Source organism: Kitasatospora sp. NPDC022856, assembly GCF_055561235.1.
On the sequence record NZ_JBVHHE010000009.1, the window covers coordinates 80,010 to 98,135 of the forward strand.

General features: G+C 74.3%; 12 protein-coding genes. 11 read left to right on the forward strand and 1 reads right to left on the reverse strand.

Annotated features, from left to right (window positions below):
• Window positions 1-62: 62 nt before the first annotated feature.
• The 11 genes from ACZ34W_RS13365 (at window position 63) to cobA (ending at window position 15,231) form a co-directional block, all read left to right on the forward strand.
• Window positions 63-1,256: an argininosuccinate synthase gene (locus ACZ34W_RS13365; protein ID WP_329486859.1), complete on the forward strand. Its 1,194-nt coding sequence runs from the start codon at window positions 63-65 to the stop codon at window positions 1,254-1,256.
• Between the two features lie 97 nt (window positions 1,257-1,353).
• A complete protein-coding gene (gene argH, locus ACZ34W_RS13370; RefSeq protein WP_329486858.1) occupies window positions 1,354-2,793 on the forward strand; it encodes an argininosuccinate lyase in 1,440 nt (479 codons plus the stop codon).
• A 115-nt stretch (window positions 2,794-2,908) separates the two neighbouring features.
• A complete protein-coding gene (locus ACZ34W_RS13375; protein ID WP_329486857.1) occupies window positions 2,909-3,166 on the forward strand; it encodes a hypothetical protein in 258 nt (85 codons plus the stop codon).
• Between the two features lie 311 nt (window positions 3,167-3,477).
• On the forward strand, window positions 3,478-3,981 hold the full coding sequence (locus ACZ34W_RS13380; RefSeq protein WP_329486856.1) for a GNAT family N-acetyltransferase: 504 nt from the start codon (window positions 3,478-3,480) through the stop codon (window positions 3,979-3,981).
• Between the two features lie 558 nt (window positions 3,982-4,539).
• A complete protein-coding gene (locus ACZ34W_RS13385) occupies window positions 4,540-5,580 on the forward strand; it encodes a methionine ABC transporter ATP-binding protein (RefSeq protein ID WP_329486855.1) in 1,041 nt (346 codons plus the stop codon).
• Entirely contained in the window at window positions 5,577-6,314 is a 738-nt protein-coding gene (locus ACZ34W_RS13390; RefSeq protein WP_329486854.1) for a methionine ABC transporter permease, read from the forward strand. The genes ACZ34W_RS13385 and ACZ34W_RS13390 overlap by 4 nt, the downstream gene beginning before the upstream one ends.
• A gap of 58 nt (window positions 6,315-6,372) precedes the next feature.
• Window positions 6,373-7,200: a MetQ/NlpA family ABC transporter substrate-binding protein gene (locus tag ACZ34W_RS13395; protein ID WP_329486853.1), complete on the forward strand. Its 828-nt coding sequence runs from the start codon at window positions 6,373-6,375 to the stop codon at window positions 7,198-7,200.
• A gap of 203 nt (window positions 7,201-7,403) precedes the next feature.
• Entirely contained in the window at window positions 7,404-8,087 is a 684-nt protein-coding gene (locus ACZ34W_RS13400; RefSeq protein WP_465603724.1) for a GNAT family N-acetyltransferase, read from the forward strand.
• Window positions 8,088-8,304: 217 nt separating this feature from the next.
• Window positions 8,305-9,570: a precorrin-6y C5,15-methyltransferase (decarboxylating) subunit CbiE gene (gene cbiE / locus ACZ34W_RS13405; RefSeq protein ID WP_329486851.1), complete on the forward strand. Its 1,266-nt coding sequence runs from the start codon at window positions 8,305-8,307 to the stop codon at window positions 9,568-9,570.
• Between the two features lie 496 nt (window positions 9,571-10,066).
• Window positions 10,067-13,846 (forward strand): nicotinate-nucleotide--dimethylbenzimidazole phosphoribosyltransferase, encoded by a 3,780-nt coding sequence (gene cobT / locus ACZ34W_RS13410; protein WP_465603727.1) that lies wholly within the window; start codon window positions 10,067-10,069, stop codon window positions 13,844-13,846.
• 107 nt (window positions 13,847-13,953) lie between these two features.
• Complete coding sequence (gene cobA / locus ACZ34W_RS13415) at window positions 13,954-15,231, forward strand: uroporphyrinogen-III C-methyltransferase (RefSeq protein ID WP_329486849.1); 1,278 nt, start codon at window positions 13,954-13,956, stop codon at window positions 15,229-15,231.
• Window positions 15,232-15,352: 121 nt separating this feature from the next.
• On the opposite strand, the gene ACZ34W_RS13420 is transcribed toward cobA, so the two are convergent.
• Window positions 15,353-17,956: a SpoIIE family protein phosphatase gene (locus ACZ34W_RS13420; protein WP_465603730.1), complete on the reverse strand. Its 2,604-nt coding sequence runs from the start codon at window positions 17,954-17,956 to the stop codon at window positions 15,353-15,355.
• Between the last annotated feature and the right edge of the window lie 170 nt (window positions 17,957-18,126).

The following is an 18,126-nucleotide window of genomic DNA, read 5'->3' on the forward strand; positions in this document are numbered from 1 at the left end:
GTGTAGTGCATACTTATGCCTATCGCCGTAAGCCTGTTCGCACTGTTGTGAAGGAGAAAGCCGTGACCGAGCGCGTCGTACTCGCCTACTCGGGCGGTCTGGACACGTCCGTCTGCATCGGCTGGATCGCCGAGGAGACGGGCGCCGAGGTCATCGCCGTCGCCGTCGACGTCGGCCAGGGCGGCGAGGACCTGGAGGTCATCCGCCAGCGGGCGCTGGACTGCGGCGCCGTCGAGGCCGAGGTCGCGGACGCCCGCGACGAGTTCGCCGACGAGTACTGCCTCCCGGCCATCAAGGCCAACGCCCTGTACCAGGGCCAGTACCCGCTGGTGTCGGCCCTCTCCCGGCCGGCCATCGTCAAGCACCTGGTCGCCGCCGCGCAGAAGCACGGCGCCACCACCGTCGCCCACGGCTGCACCGGCAAGGGCAACGACCAGGTCCGCTTCGAGGTCGGCATCCAGTCGCTGGCCCCCCAGCTGAAGTGCATCGCCCCGGTCCGCGACTACGCGATGACCCGGGACAAGGCGATCGCCTTCGCCGAGGCCAAGGGCCTGCCGATCGCCACCACCAAGAAGTCCCCGTACTCGATCGACCAGAACGTCTTCGGTCGCGCCGTCGAGACCGGCTTCCTGGAGGACATCTGGAACGCCCCGATCGAGGACGTCTACGAGTACACCCAGAACCCGGCCACCCCGCGCGAGGCCGACCAGGTGGTCATCACCTTCGACGCCGGCGTCCCGGTCGCCATCGACGGCCGCAAGGTGACCGTCCTGCAGGCCATCGAGGAGCTCAACAAGCGGGCCGGGGCCCAGGGCATCGGCCGGCTCGACATGGTCGAGGACCGACTGGTCGGCATCAAGTCCCGGGAGATCTACGAGGCCCCCGGCGCGATCGCCCTGATCACCGCCCACCAGGCCCTGGAGAACGTCACCGTCGAGCGCGAACTCGCCCGCTACAAGCGGCAGGTGGAGCAGCGCTGGGCCGAGCTGGTCTACGACGGCCTCTGGTTCTCCCCGCTGAAGCGGGCGCTGGACGGCTTCGTCAACGAGGCCAACCAGCACGTCACCGGCGAGATCCGGATGGTGCTGCACGCCGGCCGGGCCGTCGTCGACGGCCGCAAGTCCGACCAGTCCCTCTACGACTTCAACCTCGCCACCTACGACACCGGCGACACCTTCGACCAGTCGATGTCCAAGGGCTTCATCGAGATCTTCGGGATGTCCTCGAAGATCGCCGCCCGCCGCGACCTCGGCTGAGCCGACCGCCCGGTCGTCCGACCACCTGCCGGGCCCCGGCCGCGCCCCCTCGCGGCCGGGGCCGCCCCCGACCCGCCACCTTGTAAGGAGCCCAGCGATGCCTGCCGACCAGACCGCCGCCAGTAACTCTCCTGAGCTGCGCCTCTGGGGCGCGCGCTTCGCCGACGGCCCGTCCGAGGCGCTCGCCAGGCTCTCCGCCTCGGTGCACTTCGACTGGCGCCTCGCGCCGTACGACATCGCCGGCTCGAAGGCCCACGCCCGCGTCCTGCACAAGGCCGGGCTGCTCAGTGCCGAGGAACTCGACGGCATGCTCGCCGGGCTGGACCAGCTGCTCGCCGACGTCGAGGCCGGCACCTTCACCGGCACCGTCGCCGACGAGGACGTCCACACCGCGCTGGAGCGCGGCCTGCTGGAGCGGCTCGGCGCCGACCTGGGCGGCAAGCTGCGGGCCGGCCGCTCGCGCAACGACCAGATCGCCACGCTGTTCCGGATGTACCTGCGCGACCACGCCCGGATCATCGGCGGGCTGATCCTGGACCTCCAGCACGCCCTGGTCGGCCTGGCCGAGGAGCACCCGCACACCGCCATGCCGGGGCGCACCCACCTCCAGCACGCGCAGCCGGTGCTCTTCGCCCACCACGTCCTCGCGCACGTGCACGCCCTCGGCCGGGACGCCGAGCGGCTGCGCCAGTGGGACGTGCGCACCGCCGTCTCCCCGTACGGCTCCGGTGCGCTGGCCGGTTCCTCGCTCGGCCTCGACCCGCAGGCGGTCGCCGCCGACCTCGGCTTCGAGCGGGGCTCGGTCGGCAACTCCATCGACGGGACGGCCTCGCGCGACTTCGTCGCCGAGTTCGCCTTCGTCACCGCGATGATCGGGATCAACCTCTCCCGGATCGCGGAGGAGGTGATCATCTGGAACACCAAGGAGTTCGGCTTCATCACCCTGCACGACGCCTTCTCCACCGGCTCCTCGATCATGCCGCAGAAGAAGAACCCGGACATCGCCGAGCTGGCCCGCGGCAAGTCCGGCCGGCTGATCGGCAACCTGACCGGCCTGCTGGCGACGCTGAAGGCGCTGCCGCTCGCCTACAACCGGGACCTCCAGGAGGACAAGGAGCCGGTCTTCGACTCCTGCGACACGCTGGAGGTGCTGCTGCCGGCCTTCACCGGCATGATGGCCACCCTCACCGTGCACCGGGACCGGCTGGAGGAGCTCGCCCCGGCGGGCTTCTCGCTCGCCACCGACATCGCCGAGTGGCTGGTCAAGCAGGGCGTGCCGTTCCGGGTCGCGCACGAGGTCGCCGGTGCCTGCGTCAAGGTCTGCGAGCAGCAGGGCATCGAGCTCTCCGATCTGACGGACGAGCAGTTCGCGCGGATCTCCGAGCACCTGACGCCCGACGTCCGCTCGGTGCTCAGCGTCCACGGCGCGATCGCCTCGCGCAACGGCCGCGGCGGCACGGCCCCCTCGGCGGTGGCCGTCCAGCTCGCCGAGGTGAAGGACGACCTGGCGCTCCAGGAGGAGTGGGTCCAGGGCTGACACCCCCGAAGCGGTACCCCTCGAAGGGGCGTGGCGGATCGAGCGCCGCGCCCCCTTCGGGTGCTCACGCCCGGTCGGCCGTAACCGGCCCGGCCCGGAGCAGGTCATGCACGGTATGTGCACCATCCTTCCCGTCGTCCCGTCCGCCGAGGACGAGGTCCTCGCCGCGCTGCGGCGCCGCGCCGTCCGGGCGGCGGTGGCCGCCCTGCCGGGCCGCTGCCCGCAGCTCGTCGCCGCCCTCGCCGAGGACCCGCCGCCGACCTACCGCGAGCTCTCCGCGCGGCTCGGCATGCCGCGCGGCTCGATCGGCCCCACCCGGTCCCGCTGCCTCGCCTGCCTGCGGGCCGTTCTGCACGCCGAGCGCTATCCGTAGCCGGCCCGGGCCCGCGGCCGTCGGCCCGGGCGGTGCGACGTGACCCTCGCCACGTCGTACGGCCGGAAGGTTGAGAGCAGCTGACGCGCGGGTAGAGCGCTGGCGAACGCGGCTCTTGACGGCGGCGCGATCACTCGGATACTGAGCGTGAGCGCGCCGCCGTCGCCGTGGCCCCACCGGGCCGCCCGACGGGCGCGTTCGTGCGCCACCCCCGGCCAGGACCGATCCCCGGCCGGGACATCTCCGGCAGGGCATCCGGTGCGACACCCTCACTCTGCGCGCCGGGCACGACGATGGGGAGGCCCCAGCACATGGGCATGAGCGTGATCATCTCGGTGGCGGACACCGAGGACGCGGAGCAGATCCTCAAGCTGCAGTACCTCGGCTACCAGAGCGAGGCCGAGCTGTACGGCGACTGGAGCCTGGAGCCGCTGACGCAGACCCTGGAGAGCCTGCGCGAGGAGCTCACCGAGCAGTACGTCCTGGTCGCCCGGCTCGGTGACGAGGTGGTCGGCACCGTCCGCGGCCGGATCGGCCCCGACGGCATCGGCCGGATAGGGCGCCTGGTCGTCCACCCCCGGATGCAGCGCCACGGCCTCGGCGGCCGCCTGCTGGAGGCCCTGGAGCGCCGCCTCGCCGCCGACGGCCGCCCGGTGACGGCGTACCGCCTGTTCACCGGCCACCGCAGCTTGGGCAACCTGCGCCTCTACACCCGTCAGGGCTACCGCCAGACCGCCGTCGAGCAGGTCGACGGCGGGCCGGGCCTGGTCCACCTGGAGAAGCCCGCGGTGGCGCCGCTCGCCGCGACCGCCTGAGCCCCGCGCCGTCGCCGTTGCCCGGCGCCGCCATCATCCGGACGATCCGGGGGCGGCGCCGAGGTGCATCGAAGCAGCTCACAGGGGTTGCTGTCCGTATTGCGGACAGCGAATCCGAATAGTTGGGACGAAGTCGAACCTTCTGATTTACTGGCTCACATGACTGCGACGACGAAATGGACCCCCACCGGCACCCTGCCGGCAGGTGAGCGCGCCATGTGTCGTCGAATGTGTCACCGCTGAGGGCCACCGTCCCCTCCCCGGCCGTCGGCCGGGGCCCTCCCCCTCGCGCCCCGAAGCGAGACCCGGCCTGCTCCCGTCAGTGCGAGCACGCCCCAGCCTGTGGAGCACCACCCGCTCCGTCCGCCTGCCCGGCCACGGGCCGGCGGTCGTCCCTGATGACTCGTTAGGGCCACGCCGTCGCGCGGCCCGGCCGCCCAGCGGCGACGATCAAGGGGTGGCAGGTCCGGATCCCCCCGGTGCGACGCCGTCCGTCCCGCCGACCGCAACCCGGTCCGGCGGCTCCACGCCGTCCGCCCCCGACCCACGGAAGCAGCTGTGATCACCACCACGGACCTCACCAAGGTCTACCGCTCCCGCGGCCGCGAGGTGACCGCCCTCGCCGGCGTCGACCTGCACGTGCGCCCCGGCGAGGTCTACGGAGTCGTCGGCACCAGCGGCGCCGGCAAGTCCACCCTCATCCGCTGCGTCAACATGCTGGAGCGCCCCAGCTCCGGCACCGTCACCGTGGACGGCGTCGAGCTCACCGCGCTCGCGGGCGGTGAGAACCGGGCCGGCAAGGAACTGCGCGAGGCACGCCGCCGGATCGGCATGGTCTTTCAGCACTTCAACCTGCTCGCCTCCCGCACCGTGCAGCAGAACGTCGAGCTCCCGCTGGAGATCGTCGGCCTGGACCGCACCGAGCGCCGCCGCAAGGCCGCCGAACTGCTCGACCTGGTCGGCCTCGGCGACAAGGCCCGCAGCTACCCCGGCCAGCTCTCCGGCGGCCAGAAGCAGCGCGTCGGCATCGCCCGCGCCCTCGCCGGCGACCCCAAGGTGCTGCTCTCCGACGAGGCCACCTCGGCCCTCGACCCGGAGACCACCCGCTCGATCCTCAAGCTGCTGCGCGACCTCAACCAGCAGCTCGGCCTGACCGTCCTGCTGATCACCCACGAGATGGACGTCATCAAGTCCGTCTGCGACTCCGCCGCCCTGATGCGCGGCGGCCGGGTGGTCGAGTCCGGCGAGCTCACCGACCTGCTGGCCAAGCCCGGCTCGGAACTCGCCCGCGAGCTCTTCCCGCTCAGCGAGTTCGGTACCGGCCACCCCGGCCGCACCGTGCTGGAGATCACCTTCCAGGGCGACAGCTCCGCCCAGCCCTTCGTCTCCCAGCTCGCCCGCACGTACCAGATCGACATCAACATCCTCGGCGCCGCCGTCGAGACCATCGCCGGCCGCATGGTCGGCCGGATGCGGGTCGAACTCCCCGGCGGCCACCAGGACAACGTGGTGCCGATCGGGTTCCTGCGCGAGCAGGGCCTGCAGGTGGACGTGCTCGACACGACCGGCATCGACAAGGCGAGCGGAGCGGTGGCATGACCTGGGACCAGATGCAGGAACTGATGTGGCCCGCCACCTGGGAGACCCTCCAGATGGTCGGCGTCGCCACCGCCGGCACCGTCCTGCTCGGCCTGCCGCTCGGCGTCCTGCTGGTGCTCACCGACAAGGGCGGGCTGCTGCAGAACCGGCCGGTCAACAAGGTGCTCGGCGCGATCGTGAACATCGTCCGCTCGGTGCCGTTCATCATCCTGATGATCGCCCTGATCTCCTTCACCCGCTGGCTGGTCGGCACCTCCATCGGCTGGGAGGCCGCGACCGTGCCGCTCACCATCGGCGCGATCCCCTTCTTCGCCCGGCTGGTCGAGACCTCCCTGCGCGAGGTCGACCGCGGCCTGGTCGAAGCGCTGCAGGCCATGGGCGCCTCCACCTGGACCATCGTCCGCAAGGCGCTGCTCCCGGAGTCGCTGCCCGGCCTGACCGCCTCCGTCACCACCACGGTCATCACGCTGATCAGCTACTCCGCGATGGCCGGCGTGGTCGGCGGCGGGGGCCTCGGCACCCTTGCCATCAACTACGGGTACTTCCGCTTCGAGACCGCCTTCATGTGGATCATCGTCGCGGAGCTGGTGATCATCGTGACCCTGGTGCAGCTGCTCGGCGACTGGGCCGTGGGCCGGCTCGCCAACCGCGGGCGCACCGGCGGCCGGACCCGCCTGCTCCGCCCGCGCGGCACGACCCCGGCCGCCCCCGACGAGGACCTCGTCGCCCTCTAGACCTCCCGGCGTCCGATTCCGGACCCGGCTCCCCGTATCACGCAGAAAGGCACTTTTCGTGCGCAACGCCCTGAAGTTCACCAGCGTCCTCGCCACGGCCGGCATCGCCCTCTCGCTGGCCGCCTGCGGAAGCTCCGGCTCGTCCGGCTCCTCCGACCCGAACGCCCCGCTCACCGTGGTCGCCAGCCCCACCCCGCACGGGCAGATCCTGAAGTTCGTCAAGGACAACCTCGCGGACAAGGCCGGCCTCAAGCTCACCATCAAGGAGGTCACCGACTACGTGACCCCCAACACCGCGGTGCAGGACGGCTCGGCCGACGCGAACTACTTCCAGCACGTGCCGTACCTGGAGGACTTCAACAAGAAGCACGGCACCCAGATCGTCTCCGTCGAGCCGGTCCACCTGGAGCCGCTGGGCGTGTACTCGAAGAAGGTCAAGGCCATCGGCGACCTCAAGGACGGCGCCACCGTCGGCCTGCCCAACGACGCCACCAACGAGGGCCGCGCGCTCAAGCTGCTCGCCGACAACAACGTGATCACCCTCAAGGCCGGCGTCGGCACCGCCGCGACCCCGCAGGACATCACCGGCAACCCGAAGAACCTCAAGTGGAAGGAGCTGGAGGCCGCCCAGCTGCCCCGCTCCATCGACGACCTCGACGCCGCCGTGATCAACGGCAACTACGCCCTCGACGCCGGCCTCAAGCCCGCCGGCGACTCGCTGCTGCTGGAGAAGGCCGAGGGCAACCCCTACGCCAACATCCTCGCGGTCAAGCAGGGCAAGGAGAACGACCCCCGGGTCAAGAAGCTCGCCGAGCTGCTCCACTCCGCCGAGGTCAAGAAGTACATCGACGACACCTTCAAGGGTTCCGTCATCCCGGCGTTCTGACCGGCGGAACCACCGGCACCGCCAACCGCACGTCCACGACCGGGCCCCCGCCGCACCTCGGCGGGGGCCCGGTCGGGCAGTATGCACCAGTGACGCCCTGACAGACCGCGTTCTGACGTACCGTCGTGCGGTCCGCGCACCGCGCGACATCCGGGGTACCGGTGAGGCGTACGGTGTGTCCACGACCGGCGAGGAGAGACGGCATGGCAGCGAGCTTCCCCGAGACCGCCATCAGCACCGAGCGGCTGCTGCTGCGCCCCCTTGCGGAGAACGACGCCCCCGGCCTCGCCGCGATGACGGCCGACGAACTCGTCCTCGCCTGGACCGACCTCCCGTACCCCTTCACCGAGGCCTACGCCGCCGAACTCGCCCGCACCCTCGCCCCCGCCCACCGGGCGGCCGGCCGCGGCATCGTCTTCGCCGTCACCGAACACCTCACCCAGCGCCTGGTCGGCCTGGTCGAGCTGCGCAACACCGACTGGCGGCTGCGCTCCACCGAGATCGCCTACGTCACCGCCCCCTGGGCGCGCGGCGAGGGCTACGCGCCCGAGGCCGTCCTGGGCACCGCCCAGTGGCTGTTCGAGGACCGCGGTTTCCTGCGCCTGGAGATGCGCACCGCCGCCGGCAACACCGCCGCCCAGCAGGTCGCCCAGAAGGTCGGCGCCATCAGCGAGGGCGTGCTGCGCAGCGCCTGGATAGTGCGCGGCGAACCGGCCGAGTCCGTCGGAGCCGGTACGCACACCGCGGCGGCGCCGTCCGGCCACCGGAGCGCGGCCGAGAGCCGCAGCGACCTCATCCTGTGGAGCCTGCTCCCCGAGGACATGGAGAACCCGGCGGAGCCGGAGAGCGCCTGGCACGACGACCACCGCTACGTCCTGCGCGACTGACCCGCCGCCGTCCGGGCCCGGGCGGGCCGCACGGTGACCAGCCGGCGCACGGTGACCGGTGGGCCGCGCGGTGACCGGCGGGGGAGCGGCGGCCGACGAACGGCGGACATGTGTGCGAGAAGTCGGCGCCGAGGGGAACGCACCCGGTAGCCTCTCCCTCGGCGCCGTAAGCGGGCGCGGCATGTCGGCGCACCGAGGCGAGGGAGAACGGCCGCAGATGGCTGACCGGATCACGGTCATCGGGTGGGACGGCACCCCGCTGACCGAGGCCGCCGGCGCGGCACTCGCCGCGGCCACCCTGGTGGCCGGCGCCCCCTACCAGCTCAACGCCCTCCCGGTGCCCCCGAGCGCGGAGCGGCTCGTGCTCGGCAACGTCGGGCTGGCGGCCCGCCGGATCGCCGAACACCGCGGCGCCGCCGTGGTGGTGGCCGAGGGCGACCCGGGCTTCTTCGGCGTCGTGCGCACCCTGCGCCGCCCCGAGTACGGCCTCGAACTCGAAGTCCTGCCCGCCGTCTCCTCGGTCGCCGTCGCCTTCGCCCGGGCCGGCATGCCCTGGGAGGACGCCCAGGTGGTCAGCGCCCACGGCGGACGGCTGCGCCGGGCCGCCAACATCTGCCGGGCCAACGCCAAGGTCGCCGTGCTCACCGCACCCGGCGCCGGACCGAGCGAACTCGCCCTGATGCTGCGCGGGGTGCACCGCACCTTCGTGGTCTGCGAGGCCCTCGGCACCCCCGAGGAGGACGTCACCGTCCTCACCTCCGACCGGGTCGCCGACCACATCTGGCGCGACCCCAACGTGGTGCTGGTCATCGGCGGCAACGGCGGCGGTCCGCAGGCGGGCGCGGTGGGCGAGGCGGCCGGCTGGCTGGCCGGCCGCCCGGTCGGCTACCCCGGCCCGGACCGCGGCTGGGCGCTCCCCGGCGACGCCTACACGGGCGCCGGGCGCGCGGACGACGCGCCCGGCGCGCCGGAGGCGCTGCCCGCGCACGCGCGCGCCCTCGTACTGGCCCGTCTGGGTGTCCGTCCGGGGGACTTGGTCTGGTCGGTCGGCGCGGGCAGCGGCGCCCTCGCCGTGGAGGCCGCCCGGTTCGGCGCGGCCGTCGTCGCGGTCGAGGCCTCCCGCTCCGCCTGCGCCCGGCTGACGGTCAACGCCCGCCGCTTCGGCGTCGAGGTGGAGACCGTCCACGGCTCCGGCCCCGAGGTGCTCGGCGGCCTGCCGGAGCCCGACGCGGCCGTCGTCGAGGCCGGCGGCATCGCCGTGGTGCGCGCCGTCCTGGCCCGCCGGCCCGAGCGCTTCGCGGCGGTGGCCCGCACCCTCGCCGAGGCCGAGGAGATCCGCCGCGCCGTCACCGGGGCCGGCTACCGCGCCGACGGCGCGTTGCTCCAGTCCGCGCCGCTGCGCCCGGTCGGGGCGGACGGCGGCCTGGGGCTCGCGGCGGGCGAGCCCGGCGTGCTCCTGCTCTGGGGTGAGCAGATCGTGTGAAGACCGAGTGCCGTCGCCCGGCCGCCCCGGTGGCGATTGCGGGGGCCGGCGGTGATCCAGGTCGCATCCGGACACCGATTCGAGAGGTGGCGGCGCCGGGCCGGTAGTGTGGCGTCCGGGACGGCTGCGGCGTCCGGGGGCCCGCCCGATCCGGTCGGTTTGTCGCCTTTTTGACGCGGTGCAACCCGGAACGGCTCGGAGTGTGGGCAATTCGACGGGCCGCGTGCCGGACCTGGAGAATGCCGTAGGGTCCGGTGCGGTCGTTGCCGGTTGCCCCGCCTTGTCGTTGTCTCAGATGGCGCGCCTCCCCACCCGGGTGGTGCGCGGGCCGGGGTGCCGCAGCGCGCCGGAAGGAATTCGGCCGCAGCGCCTCGGCGCGGCGGCCGCATGTGGTTGAGGGGCGGGTCCGGTTCCAGGGCCCGGCCCGTGCGGATGGGCGCTGCGGTCGGTGATCGCGTCGCCAAGGGCGCGGCAGCGGCCTGGAAGGAGCTTTGACATGACCGATGGCGGCCACGTTCCGAACGAGGGACTGCCGGAGCACCTGCTCGCCGGGCCCGATCCTCTCGGTGGCCCGGAGGGCGTCTCCACTGTCGCGCCGGGGCCGGGCGTCGCACCGGACGGCGGCCTGATCCCGAACCCGGCGGCGCCGGGGAACGGCCTGCCCGGAGCGGTGGGGCAGGGCATCGGTATGTTTCCCGCGCAGGGCCCCGGCGGTCAGCCGCAGCCGCTCGGCGTGCCCGGCTACGGCGTGCAGGCGCCCGGCGAGGGCTGGGGGGTCGACCAGGGCGCCCCGCGCCCCGCGTTCCACTTCCTGGACCAGCCGGACCAGCCGGACCCCCTCGACGACGAGGACGACGTCCTGCTGATGCCCGGTCCGCAGGGTTCCTGGGGCGAGCCGCTGGCGGCCGCTCCCGGTGAGCAGAGCGCCGAGCAGCAGGTCGCTCCCGGTACGCCGGTCGAGCCGTCCTGGCCGCCGCTGGAGCCGCCTGTCCTCGGCGCGGCCGACCCGGCCGCCCAGCAGGTCCAGCCGGTGCCGCTCCAGGCCGCGGTGCCGCAGCAGGTCCAGCCGCCGCTCCAGGCGCAGGGCCAGGACCAGCTGACGGCGGCTCAGCAGCCCCGCCGCCCGCTGCACGCCGGGCCCCCGATCCCGGACCCCTCGCTGATGACCGGCCAGGTCCCGGTGCGCTCGCTCGCCGACCGCGGCCCGTCGCAGGGCGGCACGCCCGCGCACGGCATCCCGGTCTTCGCCGGGCAGCCGGAGCCGCAGGCCACCGCGCCCGTGCAGGCCCAGCCGGCGCAGCAGCCGATGGCCCCGGTCCAGCCGCCGCAGGCCGTGCCGCCGGCCCAGGAGGCCCCGCAGGCCCCGCAGTACGCCGAACCGGCCGCGCAGCCGGTGGGCGCGGTGGAGGTGGCCGCTCCGGTCGCCGACGCCGGGCTGATCGCCGAGGCGCCCGTCGCGGCGCCGGCCGCCGACGCCGTCGTGGAGCCCGCGGCCGTCGTGGAGCAGGTGCCGGCGCAGGTGCCGGTCGCCGAGCAGACCGAAGCCCTGCCCGCCGAGGCCGTCGCCGCCGAGCCGGTCGCCGTCGAGCAGGTCACTGCCGTCGCGCCCGCCGTCGCCGAGCCCGTGGCCGCCGAGCCCGCGGCCGTCGAGGCGCAGGCGCCCGACGCCGCCCAGGCCGCGCCGCAGCAGCCGGCCGCCCAGGCCGGTCAGCCCCGCCGGATCTCCGCCTTCCTCGCCGCACCGACCCCGCACGGCCTCCCGCAGGTCGAGGGCACCGAGCCGGTCCAGGCCGTCGCGGAGGGCGAGGGCCGGCACGCCGTCCCCATAGCGGTCGCCGAGCAGGCCCAGGCGCCCGCCGCCGAGCCGGTGCCGGACACCGCCCCGGAGCAGCCCGCCGTTGAGCTGGTCGCCGCCGAGCCGGTCGCCGTTGAGCAGCCCGCTGTCGAGCAGCCCGCGGCCGAGCCGGTGCCGGCCGCCCAGGAGCCGGACGCCGTCGAGCAGGCGCCGGTCGTCACCGACGGCCAGGCCCCCGCCGAGGGCGGGAGCCCGGCCGAGGCCGCCGCCGAGGAGTCCGCCGAGACCGCCGTCGGCACCGGCGAGATGCCGTCCGGCCAGGCCGTCGCCGTCGCCGTCGCGGAGCCCGAGCAGCCGCAGGAGGCCCCGGCGGAGGCCGAGGCCGCCGCCCCGGCTCCGGGCCCGGAGGAGGTTGTCGTCGAGGCCGCAGCCGTGGTGGAGCCGGTGGAGCCCGAAGCGGCTCCCGAGGCTGCCGCGGAGGCCCCCGCGGCCCCCGAGGCCCCTGCGGAGCAGCCGGGCGCCGAGACCGAGCCCGAGGCCGCCGGGGCCGACGCCGCCGCCCCCGACGCGGAGGCCGGAAGCGCCGAGGCCGCGGAGCCCGCCGAGGCCGCGGAGCCCGTCGAGGCCGCGGAGCCCGTCGAGGCGGCCGACCCCGCCGAAGCCGCCGAGCCCGAAGCCGCCGAGCCCGTCACCGAGGAGCCCGCGGAGGAGCCCGCCGAGCCGCGTGGCCCGGCTGCCCCCGGCTACGACGACGCCGGCCGCGAGGCCGTCCACCAGGTGATCCGCGAGCGCCGCGACATCCGCAACGGCTTCCGCCCGGACCAGATTCCGCACGAGGTGCTGATCCGCGTCCTGGAGGCCGCCCACACCGCGCCCAGCGTCGGCTACTCCCAGCCCTGGGACTTCGTCGTGATCCGCTCGGCCAAGACCCGTCGCAAGATGCACGAACTGGCCGAGCGCCAGCGCGAGGCCTACGCCGACTCGCTCCCCAAGGGCCGGGCCAAGCAGTTCAAGGAAATCAAGATCGAGGCGATCCTCGAAACGCCCGTCAACATCGTGGTCACCGCCGACCGCACCCGCGGCGGCCGCCACACCCTCGGCCGGCACACCCAGCCCCAGATGGCCCCCTACTCGGCCGCCCTGGCCGTCGAGAACCTCTGGCTGGCCGCCCGCGCCGAAGGCCTCGGCGTCGGCTGGGTGAGCTTCTTCGACGAGGAGGAGATGGTCCGCGAGCTCGGCCTGCCCGAGCACCTGGAGGTCGTCGCCTACCTCTGCGTCGGCTACGTCGACGCGTTCCCGGACGAACCGGAGCTCCAGCAGCAGGGCTGGGCCAAGAAGCGCCCGCTCTCCTGGGTCGTCCACGAGGAGCAGTACGGCAACCGCGCGCTGCCCGGCGAGGAGCCGCACAGCCTGCTCTCCGAGACCCTGCGCGGCATCCGCCCGCTCGATGCCAAGGCCCTCGGCGAGGCTTGGGACCGCCAGAAGCGGATGACCAAGCCGGCCGGCTCGCTCGGCATGCTGGAGATCATCTCCGCGCAGCTGTCCGGGCTGTCCCGCAAGTGCCCGCCGCCGATCCCGGAGCCCGCCTGCGTGGCGATCTTCGCGGGCGACCACGGTGTCCACGCCCAGGGCGTCAGCCCCTGGCCGCAGGAGGTCACCGCCCAGATGGTCGGCAACTTCCTGGCCGGCGGCGCGGTGATCAACGCCTTCGCCAAGCAGATCGGCACCGAGGTCTGCGTGGTCGACGTCGGCGTCGCCGCCGAGCTCCCCGACGCCATCCAGCAGGGCCGGACCACCGGCCTGCTGCCGCGCAAGGTCAGGCCCGGCACCGGGGACATGACCCAGGGCCCGGCGATGACCCGGGACGAGGTCCTCAAGGCCGTCGAGATCGGCATCGAGACCGCCCGCGACCTCGTCGCCGCCGGCAACAAGGCCCTGGTCACCGGTGACATGGGCATCGCCAACACCACCGCCTCCGCCGCCCTGATCTCGGTCTTCACCGGGCTGGACCCGGCCGAGGTCACCGGCCGCGGCACCGGCATCGACGACGCGACGCACGCCCGCAAGGTCGAGGTCGTCCGCGCCGCGCTCGCCCTGCACCAGCCGGACCCGGCCGACCCGATCGGCGTCCTCGCCGCCGTCGGCGGTCTGGAGCACGCGGCCATCGCCGGCTTCCTGCTCGGCGCCGCCTCGCTGCGCACCCCGGTCGTCCTGGACGGCGTCATCGCCGGCTCGGCCGCACTGGCCGCCAAGGCGATCGCGCCCGAGGTGCTCGCCGCCTGCATCGCCGGCCACCGCTCGGCGGAGCCCGGCCACCAGGCCGCGCTGGCCAAGCTCGGCCTGCGTCCGCTGATCGACCTCGACCTGCGGCTCGGCGAGGGCACCGGCGCCCTGCTGGCCCTGCCGCTGGTGCAGAGTGCGGCCCGGGCGATGCACGATGTAGCCACGTTCGACTCCGCCGGGGTCACCGAGAAGGCCTGACGACCGTCCGCACCGCTCCGTGAACCGGCCCGAGGGCGCGCCGGCGCGCGGAGCGGTGCCGCGCCGTACCCCCACCGCACCCTCACGTTGATTCAGGAGCCCTGCCCATGACCGCGCCCAACCCGCACCCCGGCACCGAGGGCCGGACCCCGTACCCGGTGGGCCTGCTGCTCGCCGGCCGCCGCGTCGTCGTGGTCGGCGGCGGCCACGTGGCCCAGCGCCGGCTCCCCGCGCTGATCGCCACCGGCGCGGACCTGCACCTGATATCGCCGACCACCACGCCCGCCGTCCAGGCGATGGCCGACGCCGGCGAGTTCACCTGGCACGAGCGCCGCTACCGGGACGGCGACCTGGCCGACAGCTGGTACGCGCTGGTCGCCACCGACGACCCGGCGGTCAACGCCGCGGTCAGCGCCGAGGCGGAGCGCGAGCGGGTGTTCTGCGCCCGCAGCGACGACGCGGCCGCCGCCACCGCCTGGACCCCGGCCAGCGGCCGCGACGCGGGTGCCACCGTCGCCGTCCTCACCGGCGACCCGAGGCACTCCGCCGCCCTGCGCGACGCCATCGTGGACGGCCTGCGGGACGGCTCGCTGGCCGCCCGCCAGTACCGCTCGCACGGGGTCGGGGGCGCCGCCGGGCGGCCGGGCACGGGGAGCGTCGCCCTGGTCGGCGGCGGTCCTGGTGACCCGGACCTGATCACCGTGCGCGGGCGCCGGCTGCTCGCCGACGCCGACGTGGTGGTCGCGGACCGGCTCGCCCCGCGCGAGCTGCTCGCCGAGCTGCCCGAGCACGTCGAGGTGATCGACGCGTCCAAGATCCCGTACGGCCGGTTCATGGCCCAGGAGGCGATCAACCGGACGCTCATCGAGCACGCCAAGGCCGGCAAGTTCGTCGTCCGGCTCAAGGGCGGCGACCCGTACGTGTTCGGGCGCGGCGGCGAGGAGCTGCTGGCCTGCGCGGAGGCCGGGCTGCCGGTCACCGTGGTGCCGGGCATCTCCAGCTCGATCAGCGTGCCGGCCTCGGCCGGCGTGCCGGTGACCCACCGCGGGATGACGCACGAGTTCACCGTGATCTCGGGGCACGTCGGCCCGGCCGACGAGCGCTCGCTGACCAACTGGGAGGCCGTCGCGCGGATGACCGGCACCCTGGTGCTGCTGATGGCCGTCGACAAGATCGGCGCGATCGCCGACAAGCTGATCGAGTGCGGCCGCCCGGCCGACACCCCGGTGGCGGTCGTCCAGGAGGGCACCACCTCGGCCCAGCGCCGGGTGGACGCCACCCTCGCCACGGTCGCGGCCACCGTCGAGGCGGAGCGGATCAAGCCCCCCGCCGTGATCGTCATCGGTGACGTGGTCAACGTCCTGGCCCCCGCCGTGCACGCCTGACCAACCCTGCACGCCTGATCAACCCTGCACGCCTGATCAACCCTGCGCGCTTGATCGACCGAGGAGTGGGAAGTCGGCCCGGCCGACTTCCCACCCCGCACCGCGACCCGCGCGCCCGGCCTCACTCCAACGGCTGCTCGGTCCAGATCACCTTGCCGCCGGCCGTGTAGCGGGTGCCCCAGCGGTCCGCGAACTGCGCGACCAGGAAGAGCCCGCGCCCGCCCTCGTCCGTGGTGGCCGCGTACTTCAGATGCGGCGACGTACTGCTGGCGTCGGACACCTCGCAGATCAGCGCCCGGTCGCGGAGCAGCCGGACCCGGATCGGCCCGCGCCCGTACCGGATCGCGTTGGTCACCAGCTCGCTCAGGATCAGCTCGGTGACGAACGCGGCCTCGTCCAGCCCCCACTGCGCCAGCCGCTCCGCCACCGCCGCCCGCACCTCCCCGACCGCGGCCGGGTCGGACGGCACCTCCCACTCCGCCACCTGGTCGGACGCCAGCGCCCGGGTCTGCGCCACCAGCAGCGCGATGTCGTCCTGCGGCCGTGCCGGCAGCATCGCGCCCAGCACGTCCGCGCAGGTCTGCTCGGGAGTGCGCGGCGGCCCGGTGAGCGCGGCCCGCAGCATCTCCAGCCCCTCGTCGATGTCCCGGTCGCGGTCCTCCACCAGTCCGTCGGTGTAGAGCACCAGTCGGCTGCCCTCGGCGACCTCCAGTTCGGCGGTCGTGAACGGCAGCGCCCCCAGTCCCAGTGGCGGCCCGGTCGGCAGCTCCGGGATCTCCACCCGGCCGTCCGGACCGACCAGCGCCGGCGGCGGGTGCCCCGCGCTGGCCAGCGTGCAGCGCCGCGTCACCGGGTCGTAGATCGCGTACAGGCAGGTCGCGCCGGTGACCGCTGCCGCCCCGCCGGTCGCCGACTCCTCCTGGTCGATCCGGTTCACCAGCTCGTCCAGGTGCCCGAGCAACTCGTCCGGCGGCAGGTCCAGTGTCGAGAAGTTGTGGATCGCCGTCCGCAGCCGGCCCATCGTCGCCGCCGCGTGCAGGCCGTGACCCACCACGTCCCCGACCACCAGCGCGACCCGCGCGCCCGGCAGCGGGATCAGGTCGAACCAGTCGCCGCCCACCCCCGCCTGCGCCGGCAGGTACCGGTGCGCCACGTCCAGCGCGTTCTGCGCGGGCAGGTTGCGCGGCAGCAGGCTGTGCTGCAGCGTCACCGCCATCGCGTGCTCGCGGGTGTACCGGCGCGCGTTGTCGATGCAGACCGCGGCGTGCGAGACCAGCTCCTCGGCCAGCGCCAGGTCCTCCTCGTCGAACGGCTCCGGCCGGTCCGCCCGCCAGAACCGCGCCACCCCCAGCAGCACCCCGCGCGCCCGCAGCGGCACCCGCACCAGCGAGTGCACCCCGTACTCCAGCGCCTGCACCGAGCGCTCCGGGTCCTGCCCCCGCCAGGCCTCGGCCTCCGCCAGCCGCGGCTCCAGCCCGGCCTCCCCGGTGTCCAGCGCGCCCGCCAGCGGCGTCGACGGCACGACCGCCAGCACCGTTCCCACCGGGTAGAACGGCGAGCCCTCCCGGACGCCCTTGAACGCCGCCCGCCGCATCTGTCCGAGCGGCTGGCCCTGCGGCGGCTCGTCGCCCTCCAGCACCTCCTCGGCCAGATCGACGCTGACGAAGTCCGCGAACCGCGGCACCGCCACCTGGGCCAGCTCCTCGGCCGTCCGCGTCACATCGAGCGAGCTGCCCACCGACACCCCGGCGTCGTACAGCAGCCGCAGCCGCCGCTGGGCCACCTCGGCCCGCCCGGACAGCGCCAGCAGCTCGGTGGAGTCCCGCAGGGTGGCGACGCAGCCCGGCGGACCGCCGTCCCGGTCGGTCAGCCGGACGTTCACGGCCAGCAGCCGCTCCCCGGCCAGCACCACCTCGTCGGTGACCGGCCGGTTGGCCGTCAGCAGCTCCTCGGGTGCGCGGTCCAGGCCCAGCTCGGTCACCAGCCGCCCCTCGGCGTCGGCGGGCAGGGCCAGCAGCCGGCGCGCCTCGTCGTTGCAGAGCAGCAGCCGCCCGTCGCCGGCCACGATCAGCACACCCTCGCGCACCGCGTGGAGCACCGCCGCGTGGTGCTCGTACATCCGCGTCATCTCGGACGGGCCCAGCCCGTGGGTCTGCCGCCGCAGCCGCCGGCTGACCAGCGCCGTCCCGCAGGTGGCCAGCCCCATGGCGACCGCCGCGGCGCCCAGCACCACGGGCAGCTGCCGCTCGCTCGCGCTGCTGATGTTGGCGATGGTGACCCCCGCCGAGACCATGCCGACCACGGAGTCGTCCGGTGCCCGGACCGGCACGACCGCCTGGACCAGAGGTCCGATCGTGCCGTTGACCTGCTCGGTCACCACCTGCCCGTGCAGCGCGGGCTCGTAGTCGCCCACGAACTTCTGACCGATCCGGGCCGGATTGGGGTGCGTGTAGCGGATGCCGTCGGTGTTGAGGACGACGATGAAGTCCACTCCCGCGTTGAGCGCCGCGGCCTGGGCCTTCGGCTGCAGGACCGCGGTGGGGTCGGGGGAGTGCAGCGCCTCGACGATGCCCGGTGAGTTGGCGAAGGTCTGGGCGACCGCCACCGACCGGTTGGTCGCCTCGTGCCGGGCGTCGTTGCGGGACTGCACCACCAGCGCCACCACTGCGGCGGCGACCAGCAGCAGCACCACGAGTACCTGCAGCGCGAAGACCTGTCCGGCCACCGACCGGCGCTGTACCGGTCTCGGCCGAGCGTCCTTCGGCTGCTGTTGCCGACCGTGTGGGCGCCCACCGGAGGAGCCGGCGGTACCAGCGGCACGGGAAGACGTAGCGGAGCCGAAAGTGCCAGAGGCCGACGGAGCCCATGATCGGCCCGGAAAACGGGCCATACGTC

Excerpts from the sequence above, each read along its gene's own strand:
- argH (WP_329486858.1), top strand. The coding sequence starts at position 1,354 with ATGCCTGCCGACCAGACCGCCGCCAGTAACTCTCCTGAGCTGCGCCTC.
- cbiE (WP_329486851.1), top strand. The coding sequence starts at position 8,305 with ATGGCTGACCGGATCACGGTCATCGGGTGGGACGGCACCCCGCTGACC.
- ACZ34W_RS13380 (WP_329486856.1), top strand. The coding sequence starts at position 3,478 with ATGGGCATGAGCGTGATCATCTCGGTGGCGGACACCGAGGACGCGGAG.
- cobA (WP_329486849.1), top strand. The coding sequence starts at position 13,954 with ATGACCGCGCCCAACCCGCACCCCGGCACCGAGGGCCGGACCCCGTAC.
- ACZ34W_RS13400 (WP_465603724.1), top strand. The coding sequence starts at position 7,404 with ATGGCAGCGAGCTTCCCCGAGACCGCCATCAGCACCGAGCGGCTGCTG.
- cobT (WP_465603727.1), top strand. The coding sequence starts at position 10,067 with ATGACCGATGGCGGCCACGTTCCGAACGAGGGACTGCCGGAGCACCTG.
- ACZ34W_RS13375 (WP_329486857.1), top strand. The coding sequence starts at position 2,909 with ATGTGCACCATCCTTCCCGTCGTCCCGTCCGCCGAGGACGAGGTCCTC.
- ACZ34W_RS13390 (WP_329486854.1), top strand. The coding sequence starts at position 5,577 with ATGACCTGGGACCAGATGCAGGAACTGATGTGGCCCGCCACCTGGGAG.